A 10672-nucleotide genomic window follows, 5' to 3' on the forward strand; every position below is an offset into this window, starting at 1 on the left:
ACCGTAAGCGTGCTTATCAACGACAATTACAAGGAGGAAAACCTGGGTCGTCGGACTGACGACAACTACCCCACCCAACCGGCCATTTTAATTGTCGCCAAGCGGCCAAAGTAGTTGACGTCGCATACTGCGACACTCGCGCACGTCGAGCAGCGTGCCTCATGCCCGCTGCTCGAGGCCTGGAAAGCCGGTGGTGGTGATCCCCGTTATCTGGAAGGCGCCACCGTGTTCGATAACTACGGAAGAGCGGTGTCTCGCCTCGTTTTCTCTCCCCCGGGCATGACGTTTGTGCCAGCCTGCCCTGCTATCCATGCCTTCCCGCCCTATCTCGCCAGGCAGCGAGCCGCCGAGCTACGCGCACAGGCGGCGGAAGCTCAAGCCAAAGGTGCCCGCCCAGGCCTCGTGGCCGACCTTCATCAAACCGCCGATCGCCTCGAGGAAGAGGCCTCGATAGAAGAGCACCGCGGCTCCTGCTGCTAGGTGTGGCCCCTGCCGCCCGGCATAGGTCACCGGACTCCCTATCTCCCCTTGAGGCCTGCACGCCTGCAGGTATGAGAGAGGAGCAATCGCAATGAGCAAGAGCACTGTGATCTACACCAAGATTGGTGAGCATCGTGGCAAGAAGCGCCTGTGGCTGGAGGGCAATCGCCTGGCGCGAACCGGGATCTCCCCGGGGCAGCGCTTCAACCTCGTGGCCGGCAAGAAGAGCCTGACGCTGCACTTCACCGATGAGGGCACCTACAAGGTGTCACGGCGCAAGCGCGGTGAGGCTTTCCTGCCGGTGATCGACATCACCGCGGGTGAGCTGGCGCAGGCACTGGGTCGCGTGGAGCGGGTGCGGGTCGTGGTGCGGGGCAACCGCGTCGACATCACGATTCACCATCATGACCTGGCAGAGTCAGATCGCATGGGGCGGCTATTGCAGTCCCTGACCCAGGGGAAGCCCTTGGAGATCGGCTCTATCGCGCATGGTGGCGGCATCCTGGATCATGCGATCCATACTGGCCTGGCGGATGCGGGGATACCCTCCCGGCTGGCCTTTGCCAATGAGCTGGAAGGCGCCTACCTGGAGGCATCGCTGGCCAACAACCCGGTCTGGGATGACGACAGCATTGCCATCGAGGGGCCGATGGAGGGGGTGGAGTGGCACAAGCTCCCCCCGATCCATCTTCTCTGCGCGGGTTTGCCCTGCACAGGGGCCAGCTTGTCTGGTAGGGCCAAGAACGGCCTGGACCGCGCTGAAGCCCATGAAACGGCCGGCAGCCTGTTCGTGGCCTTCCTCAATGCGATTCAGACGTTGAGGCCGGCGATGGTGCTGCTGGAGAACGTGCCGCCGTACCAGTCGACCACCAGCATGATGGTGATTCGACACGTCCTCGCCGGGATCGGGTATGACGTTCAGGAGACCATCCTGGATGGCCATGCCTTGGGCGCTCTGGAGCGCCGTGATCGGCTCTGCATGGTGGCTGTCAGCAAGGGAATCGAGGTGGACCTTGAGGCCTTGCAGCCAGCACGTCAGCGCGAGGCGTCTCTCGCGGCGGTGCTGGAGCCCCATGAGGTAGTGGAAGCCCGGTACAAGGCCTATGACTATCTCGCCGCCAAGGAGGCGCGTGATCTGTCATCGGGTAAGGGGTTCCGCCGGCAGCTGCTGGATGGCACGGAAGATGGGGTTGGCACGATCGGCCGCGGCTATGCCAAAGCCAGATCGACTGAGCCGTTTGTCCGCCACCCTGAGGACAGTGGCCTTTCGAGGCTGCTGACCAAGGAGGAGCATGCCAGGGTCAAGACCGTCCCTGAAATGCTCATTCATGGCCTGCCTGAGACAGTCAGCCATGAAATTCTGGGCCAAGGGGTCGTCCACTGTGCGTTCCGCGCAGTTGGCCGCCTCCTCGGCGACTGCTTACAGCGACTCCGTGAGCAGCACCTCAAGGGTGGCCTTGCGTCCCAAGCTCCCCGCCTGGCGGCGTAGCCGGAACAAGCCCTCCCTCCCCTTCAGCCCCTTCCTCGGAAGGGGCTTTTTCACTTCCAACTTTGTTTCGCATGCGAAACAGCCACGGCGTATGGCAGTGCCTCCCCTATCTCCAGGTAAGCGTCACAGGTGGCCCTACCTCCTTGAGAGATCCGGGCGACCGGAAATGAGAGAGGAGAGAATCATGCGCAATAGCAACAAGTACGAGATCGCTGATGTGAAGCGTGCTGCAGAGGGCCGCTGGGACACGGTGTTCCAGGCGCTCTGCCCGCAGATGGAAGCGGCGCTGGCATGCCCGGGCCATCACGTGGATTGCCCGATCCATGGGGGGAAAGAGGACTTCCGCCTGGATCGTGGTTTCAAGAAGCGCGGCACGGCGATCTGCACCTGTGGCAACTGGGATGGTTTCAGCCTACTGAAAGAGCTGAATGGCTGGACCCTCCCGGAGATCCTGGAGCAGGTCATGGGGGCGCTTGGTGAGCGTGCCATTGAGCCGCTGGCGCCGGCCAAGGTGACCCAGCCGGCGCGACCGGAAACGGAGAAGCGGGACATTCGGCCTACGCTGCGCAAGCGTTGGCAGGAGGCTCTGCCGCTGAACCGGGGTGAAGGTCGGTTCATCATGGCGAGCTACCTGCAGTTCCGTGGGTTGCCGGTGAAGCCGATGCTGGCGCTTCTGGAAGGTGAGGCCCGGGTACACCCGAACCTCCCCTACCTCGAGCAAGGCAAGGTCGTCGGACGCTATCCCACTCTGCTCACCCTGGTCAGGGATGCTGGGGGCAAGCCGGTCACAGTGCATCGTACCTATCTGGTACGGGGCGCTGACGGCATCGTGCAGAAGGCGCCGGTATCCAAGGCCAAGAAGCTGTTTCCCGTGGTGAACGGCGGCGAGGTCAGCGGTGGTGCCATTCGGCTTGGCGCCCCCACTGGTGGCGTTCTGGGGATTGCTGAAGGCATTGAGACTGCGCTGGCCGTTCGGGCAGCAACGGGCATGGTGGTGTGGCCGGTTCTGTCGGCTTCGCTGATGGGGACGTTCGAGCCACCGGAAGGCCTGCAGGAGGTGGTCATCTGGGCCGATCGTGATCTGCCTGATCGGAAGGGCCGCAAGGCGGGTCAGGATGCCGCGAAAGCGCTCCAGGCTCGGCTGTGGGAGAAGGGGGTCACGGCATCCGTCCGAATCCCCAATGCACCCAGCTTTGGCGAGGATAAGAGCGTCGACTGGGCTGATGTGTACGTGAGTGGTCAGTTTTCTGGCATGACGCAGAAAACGCAGGCCGCTTAAATTGACAAGCCCTCCTAAACGTATGTTTGGAGGGCTTTTTTATTCTTTTGTCATGGCGTTACAGGTCGCCTGAGCGCTGTCTGAAGAGAGTCATCGATCCCTGTTCAACTCCTTCTCCATGTTGATGCCCTTGCGGTATCTCTCAGCACGCTGAGTAGGCCGCCTGGTGGGGCAGAACTTTGCAGGGCGTCCATCACCGGGTCGTGATGATGAAGGCTCGCTGCGCTTTCGTTGCGCTTATTCTCGTTGATTATATGGGTAGCTAGTCCGACCTCGGCTGCCCCGCGCTGTACTTCAAGTTCCCTCGCATAAAACATCAGTCCTCCGTGTGTTATTGCGTTTCACTTTGTAACCAACGGATACGTTGTTATTTTTTTCCCCGCCTGCTTCTAACGTCACCTCGCCCCCTACCTCTCATGAGACCCCTCGTTGGGGGATGAGAGGAGAGCGACATGATTCGTAGTGACTCGATTGCCAATATCGGTAGGGCTCTGGCAGCAGCCCAGGCTGAGCTGGGTGGTGTGGTAGCGTCGGATTCCACGAATCCAATGTACGACAACAGCTACGCCAGCCTGAATGCCATTATCGGCAGCATCCGGGGCGTCTTGAATCGGCATGAAATGGCGCTGGTTCAAGCGGCTGTACCCGGAACGGTTGATGCTGTGGTGATGGAAACCATGCTGATTCATGGCCCATCTGGCGAGTTTATTGGCTCTCATTGTGAGATGCCAGTCGACTCCCGGGATAGCCATGGTGTGGCTTCTGCGCAGACCTATGCCCGGCGTTATGGCCTGCTGTCCCTGATGGGGCTGGCGCAAGGGCCGGATGATGATGGCAATGCCGCGCAGCGGTCCCGGGTGAACACCGCTCAGCTTCTCCCAAAGGGGAATGTTGGCGAGGCTGACCCGGAAGCACGCAGGCCTCAGCGCCTGGCATCGCCAGAGACGATCCTGGCGGAAATAGAGCATTCGGACCACGAGCGATTGAACGCAGCGGAACGCTGGGTCAACTCGGTTCACCTGGATGCTCACCTGGAGGCTCGCCTGAAAGGTGCGATCGCGCAGCGTCGCCGCCTGCTGGCACGTTCCCAGGCACAACACGCATGACCATTCAACGCCCCTTTTCCTTATGGATCAGGGGCTTTCTTGCTTGCATCCATCATCGGGAGGGAGCGTGACAGGCAATGCACATCGGCTCTTTGGCCTGGCTTTCGGGGTATCGGCAGCTGCCATCGTGACACCGCTGTATGGCGTGCCCGCGGGTGTTGCGGTCACGGCTGCCTCCTTCCCGGGCGCGACCGCGCCGGACTGGATGGAGATTCGGCGAGGCGACTTCACCCTGATCCCCCACCGGACGATCACGCATTGGCCCGCGCCGTGGCTGGTGCTGTTAGCCATCAGCATCGCCTGGCTGCCGTATTCGCCGCTCGGTGCGGCTGTCTTGATGGGGTTCAGCCTCGGCGCCCTATCGCACGTGCTGGGCGATGCCGGCACGCCATCGGGGGTGCCTGTCTGGCACCCCGGAAAACGCCACTCGCTCAAGCTGTGGGATTCACGATCTTCCGAGGTCTGGCCAGTGTTGGTGGCCTGGGTGATCGCGGTATTGCTCTTTCGGAGTCTAGTTCTATGACATATCGCTTTGCGCGAACGCTGCTGGCGCCGTCATTTGTGGCGCTATTGACCGCTGGGTTAGCGCTTAATGCGCATGCCGACCGCTCCTCAGCCATGGCCTGCCTGGACAGAAACAACCCTGGCGAATGTGGTTGGTTCTGGGGGTATCTGGACGATGACGATGAGGACAGCCTTGAGGAGGCGGAAGAGGCAATACCTGAGGTGGCGCCCATTGAAGAGGAGCCAGAGAGAGATTGCTCCGACCCCGAGCAGTGGATTCCGGCGTGCGGGTTTGTTGATCCCAGCGGGGACTTCGATTTCCAGGCAAAGCAGCGCGATGCCCTGCTCAATGAGTCTGTAATGAACCCGAACAACCCCGAGTCGGTTGAGCGGTTTCAGCGATACATGCGGTGGGCGGTTGATCAGGCGATCACCATGTCGCGGATGTGGGAATGGAATCAGATCCAGAATCAGGATCTCAATCCTTTGGTGCATAGCCCGGTATCGTCCTTCGGCCTACGAGCCGCGTCCCGAGCACGTGATGGGCGCAGGAATGCCGTTATGAGAGAGATCGATGAACAAGGTGGCTTCCTTGTCTGGTTCACTCGCGCCAGTTGCCAATTCTGCCATGACATGCAGCCCGTGATGTCCCAGTTGGCCACGCGCACAGGGCTGACGATCTACAACGCCCCACTGGATTACACCTGCATGCCGGCGTTCGAGGACTCCTGTGAGGCCTCGGGCCAAACCATCGAGGCTGCCCGTCACCTGGGCATCGAAGCCGTGCCCGACCTGTGGCTGCACCTCCCCCAGGACGACCTGTGGTTCCGGGTGTCCAGCGGCGTGGAGTCCACCCAGCGCATCACATCGCGGATAGAGGTGTTCTTTGGTGCCATCCAGAGGGCCGCTGAACAGGGACTGAATGCCGCCACAGACGGTTCGACGCCGGCCGTCGACTTCAGTGTGCCCGACATGCTTGAACGCTCTGCTGGCGCGCTCGGCGCCGGCATTCCCCAGGGAGATGACTGATGTTCCGAAAAAAGAAATTAGCCACCTTGGTGGGGGCTGCCGTGCTCAGCGGTGCGACCATGACGGTCTCCATCGAACAGGCCGAGGCGAATGCCTTGCAGGACGCCTTTGGCCGCCTCTCAAGCGCCGGGGGCGCCTTCAGCAGCACCACAGACGCCACTTCCTTCAGGACGCGGACACGCCATGGGTACACGGCCGGTGGGATGACCATGCGCTTCTCGCAGAATCGCTACTCACTGGTGAATATCGATCCGCCGCGGCTGGAGGTCGGCTGTAACGGGATAGATGCCCACTTCGGGGGCTTCTCGTACATCGACAGCCAGCAAATTCAGCAGATGCTCGAGCAGATCGCGCAGGGGGTGGTGGCCCTGGCCTTCCAGCTGGCGCTGAAGCAGCTGTGCCCGATCTGTGGTGATGTCCTCGAGTTTGCGCAGCGAATGGCTCAGGCCGCCGCGAAGATGTCCCAGGACAGCTGTGCCGTCGCCAATGCGCTGGTGGATGGCTTCCCCGACTACTCCCAGGAGGTGGGGAACCTTTGGTGTAGCTCCGTGGGTATGTTCGAGGGCATCGAGAGCGACTGGATCGCAGCACAGCAGGATACCTGCGAGACCCGCCAGAGCGCTGGGTCGGAGATCCGTGGCCACCTCGATAACAACGAGGGGGACCGTGCCTTGGCGATGGACATCGACGGCAACCGGACCTGGCTGGGCCTACAGGAGGCGGGCATTGCCCCGGGCCGCGGAGGCAACAACAACATGGGTGCCGAGAACAAAATCTTCGCCGAGCTGCTGATGAGCTGGATCGGTACGGAAGTTCGCAACCGCGGGGGCTCGGGAGATTCCCATACCTACCCGTCCACCATCGAGACTCCCGACGCGATGCTCGACATCTTCCTGTGCGGTAGTCAGCAAGCGCCGGCCAGCCTCCAGTATGCCGACTTCATCAACGATTACTGCGAGGACAAGGTGTGGGATGGGGCCGATAGCGGCGTGATCGAGATTTACACCTGCAACGGCTCAGATATTAGGGATTGTTGGGAGCCGCAGCGGACGCCAGTGAATAGCCTCACCCTTGGACAGGGGTTCCTGGCGACGGTGGTTCAGGAGCTGGAGGGGGCAGTCGCGAATGTCGCCTCCGGGCAGCGCCTGACGGACTCTCAGCGGGCAATCATCGCCGCGGCACCCTTCCCGCTTTACCAGGCGGTGAATGTCGCGGCGACGTACCCGGATCTGGCTTACGACCTCGTAGTGGGCAACGCGATGATCCTGGCCTACATGATCTCCGTGGAGTACATCCGCCACGCCGTCCAGGCCACGGCCAGCACTTCCATGAACACATCCGTGCCGGCTGAGGTGCTGCGCGAGTTCCGTGAAGCCCAGAATGACTTGATTGTTCTCACCTCGGAGAAAGCCCAGCAGATCAACATCATGGCCGAGGTTCAGGAGAACATCATGTCCCAGGTCGATCGCATCAACCGCTCTACCCTTCGCAACCTCCATGCCATGGGGCTATCCGGCATGCAGTTTGCGCGTGACATGGCCCGGGAGGTGAACTGATGGCTCGCTGGATCACACTCTGCCTGGGCGTTGCACTGCTGGCGCTGCCGGGTCTGGCCATTGCCGATAATGTCCTCACGCCAGGAGGTGGTGCGGATACCTGGACCTTTTACGGCTACGGGAACGGCTACGCGCTGGCGCAGATTCTCGAGGCGATCAAGCGGATGACCGATCCCGCCTCGAACCCGGGCTTCAGGAACTTGACGATGGTGCTGTCCCTCGTGGGGTTCCTGGCGCTGAGCTTCACTGGCATCTTGTCGGGGAGCTTTCACAAGATCGCCTTCTACTTTGGCGGCATGCTGTTGACCATCTACATGCTGTTCAGCTTGAAGATCAACATCTACGTCGAGGACATGGTGTGGGATGGTGCTGGCGCCCCTCAATTTAGCCAGCAAGTGCAGGGGGTGCCGGCCGCCATTGGTTTGCCAGCGGTGGTCATATCAGAAATCGGGATGTGGGCAACCCGGGGCGTGGAAACTAACTTCACCACCCCAGACTTCCAGAACCTGAGAATATCCGAAGGGGCGCCGGTGGGCATGGCGGCCAGCATGCTCAATGACATGCGCAATATCCGGTTGAGCGACCCATATCTTCGTTCGAGTATCCAGAGTTTCATCAACGACTGTGCCTTGCCGAATATCTTTAATGGCCAGATTTCGCCGGTCACCCTGATCACTTCCACTAATGCGTGGGGCGTTCTGGGAAATAACCTGAATGAAGCCGTTTATACGGCCGTCTACTCAGCCGCCGAGCCCCGCGGCGAGATGTACGCCTGCGATGAGGCTTATGCCAGTATCGACAGTCGCCTACAAGCTACGGCGCCGGCTCTGGTGAACGGCATGGGGGAGGTCTCTCCCTTCTGGCTCCATCAAGCAGCCGGCGATACGACGCTCTCCCAGGCAGCCCTGGAGGACTCGTTCCGCTGGGCATCCGGCGGAAGCGTCGTCCAGGACGCCACAGGGCTCGCCACGCAGGCCGCCATCGCTGAGATGTACTCTGGCACCTATGAGTACGCCGCGATGGCCACAGGCTCCAGTGAGCTGATCTCGGCCCTCAATATTGAGCAGGCCCGGCGAGCCCAGCAGTCGGGCTGGTACAGCACTGCGATTCTGTTCAGGGACATGGCGGGGTACTTCTTCGCGATCCTGCAGGCGTTCGTCATCGGGCTGGCGCCGATTGTGTTTGCCGCGATTCTTGTGCCGGGGCTTGGTCGCAAAATGGGCACGTCCTATGCCCAGGTCATGACATGGCTAGTCCTATGGTGGCCTGGGCTGGCGATCGTCAACTACATCATGATGCTCTACTTCCAAGGGCAGACGACCGGCTACATCTCTGACGGGCTCACCATGGCCAACATGGGAGCGGTCACTGAGATGTCTGACAAGATGGTGATGGCGTCCGGCTTCATGTCGACGCTCGTGCCCGCCATCATGTGGGGGCTCGTCTCCGGCAGCGGCTATGCCTTCACCTCGGTCCTTGATCGGGCTTCGGGCGCCCAGCATGCAGCAACGGCCGCGAGCAGCATATCGACGGGGGCAGCCACTGCGGGCCAGGTGAGCATGAACAATGCCAACATGAACGCGCATCAAACCTCGCATCGCTATACCTCTGGCAATGAGGTTGCCGCCCATCACGTGGGTGTGGCCAGCTCGATGGTGACCAACCTGAGTGGCCAGGATATGAATGTGGGTCTGCGCCAGGCCGACTTCCGTGAAAGTCAGTCAGCCTCACAAGCTTACAGCGAGGCTTCTTCCAGGACTCAAGAGGCGAAGGAAGCGTTTACTCAACAGTCACAGCGTATGCTGACTGACACACTTAGTTCTGCTATTCAGTACGCACATGACAGAGGCTTTGTTAAAGATGGGAGTGTAGATTGGTCTCGGATGGTTCAAGACCAAAAAGGTCAGCAATATGCGCTAGAGGTGGGTGCATTGTGGCAACAAATGGAAGCCGCTGGGCTGTCGCGAGAAGAAATGATAGAGGCAACCGAGCATAGTGCGTCTAGCGCACAGTTCGAGGCTGGTGCGGATGTTCGAGCTGGTTTTAGCCTTGATGTCGGCACTACAGCCTATGGTCGCGCTTCAACTTCTGGTGAAACTGGTTCAAGAGAATCTAGTTCGGCTCGTGAGTCAGAAAGCGAACGCCATGACACGCAACAAGCTAATTCTGGCCGGTTGGTGTTTGGTGAAAATGGCACAATCTCCGTGGTTGGGGCCGATGGTAACCGTTACTCGGAACGGTTTACGGATAGTGAGGCTCGTAAGTACATTGAAGGACGAAGTGGTGATGACCGCGCCTCATCGCTCTTCGCTGCATCACAGGATTATCAGGAAGCAGTCCAACTGCAGAAGCAGGCTCGTGAAGAATGGGTGGCCAGCCGTTCAGGATCTATCCCGACTCCTGTTAACCAGCGAGCAGTAGATGATCTGAGGCAGGGCAACGACGAGATACGTGGTCAAGTGCGTAACCACCAGCTCGAGAGCGAGGAAGAGGTTGGCAATAGAGGCGCTGCTTTAGGTGGTGCTGTAGCCGGTGCCACAGCGCTTGTAGATGAGCGTACCTCGAGGACTGAAGATGATACCTCTCACATACTCAATGTAGGTGTTCGGGATGTTAATGCCAATGTGGATGACGGGTTAGAAGCAACGAGGGAAGGCTCTCGAGAGGCAGTAGAAACCCCTGATGATTATCATTTAATAGACTCAGGACATCAGATTTCGGTTGTCAACCGTCGGGAGATTGAGTCTGCTGACAATCATAACTCTCGCGCTCTTGCTCTTGGCGAGGAAACGAGAAGTCTCAGGGTTGGCAATGACACGTTTGTTCCCGTTATGTACTCAGAAGATCCTGACCATCCGGGTAGTGGACATGCCATTTATGCCGTAGAGCGTGAAGGCGGGCATTCCTACTACAGATATGGAGGCGATGGTAGCTTTGAGCCTGTTCCGATGCAGCATATCCCAACACAGGCCGCTATCGACTCAAGGATAGAGAACAGCACGGAAGATAATGTGTCACCCGCTTCCATGGAGCGATTGGAAGTACGTGAGCCGGTTGCCGAAGTTTCCGAGCCCGACCCAGACCCGCCCAGTAGCCATGGCAACTTGTCCGCAGCAATAGACCATGCTCGGCAATCTGCTGAGGGCGGCGAAACCCAGGCTGAGCATCCGGGGCTGTCCTTGACTGATATCGAGGGGCAGCCTGGGACGCCGACCTCGCCAGGTGANGC

Annotated in this window: 7 protein-coding genes; all 7 read left to right on the forward strand. The window is 60.1% G+C overall.

The window, feature by feature from the left end; all coding sequences use genetic code 11:
- Positions 1–571: 571 nt before the first annotated feature.
- Positions 572–1969 (forward strand): DNA cytosine methyltransferase, encoded by a 1398-nt coding sequence (locus tag GFD32_RS09735; protein WP_163576358.1) that lies wholly within the window; start codon positions 572–574, stop codon positions 1967–1969.
- A 184-nt stretch (positions 1970–2153) separates the two neighbouring features.
- On the forward strand, positions 2154–3248 hold the full coding sequence (locus tag GFD32_RS09740; RefSeq protein ID WP_163576359.1) for a DUF7146 domain-containing protein: 1095 nt from the start codon (positions 2154–2156) through the stop codon (positions 3246–3248).
- Between the two features lie 452 nt (positions 3249–3700).
- Complete coding sequence (locus GFD32_RS09745; protein WP_163576360.1) at positions 3701–4354, forward strand: ERF family protein; 654 nt, start codon at positions 3701–3703, stop codon at positions 4352–4354.
- A 67-nt stretch (positions 4355–4421) separates the two neighbouring features.
- On the forward strand, positions 4422–4877 hold the full coding sequence (locus GFD32_RS09750) for a metal-dependent hydrolase (RefSeq protein ID WP_163576361.1): 456 nt from the start codon (positions 4422–4424) through the stop codon (positions 4875–4877).
- Entirely contained in the window at positions 4874–5887 is a 1014-nt protein-coding gene (traF, locus tag GFD32_RS09755) for a conjugal transfer protein TraF (protein ID WP_163576362.1), read from the forward strand. Before GFD32_RS09750 ends, traF begins: the two co-directional genes overlap by 4 nt.
- Positions 5887–7443: a conjugal transfer protein TraH gene (locus GFD32_RS09760; protein WP_163576363.1), complete on the forward strand. Its 1557-nt coding sequence runs from the start codon at positions 5887–5889 to the stop codon at positions 7441–7443. Before traF ends, GFD32_RS09760 begins: the two co-directional genes overlap by 1 nt.
- Positions 7444–7607: 164 nt before the next feature.
- On the forward strand, positions 7608–10672 hold a 3065-nt coding region (locus GFD32_RS09765), incomplete at its 3' end, for a conjugal transfer protein TraG N-terminal domain-containing protein (protein ID WP_455429261.1).

The sequence above is a fragment of the Halomonas faecis genome, assembly GCF_010993975.1.
In the GTDB taxonomy this organism is placed as follows: Bacteria; Pseudomonadota; Gammaproteobacteria; order Pseudomonadales; family Halomonadaceae; genus Halomonas; species Halomonas faecis.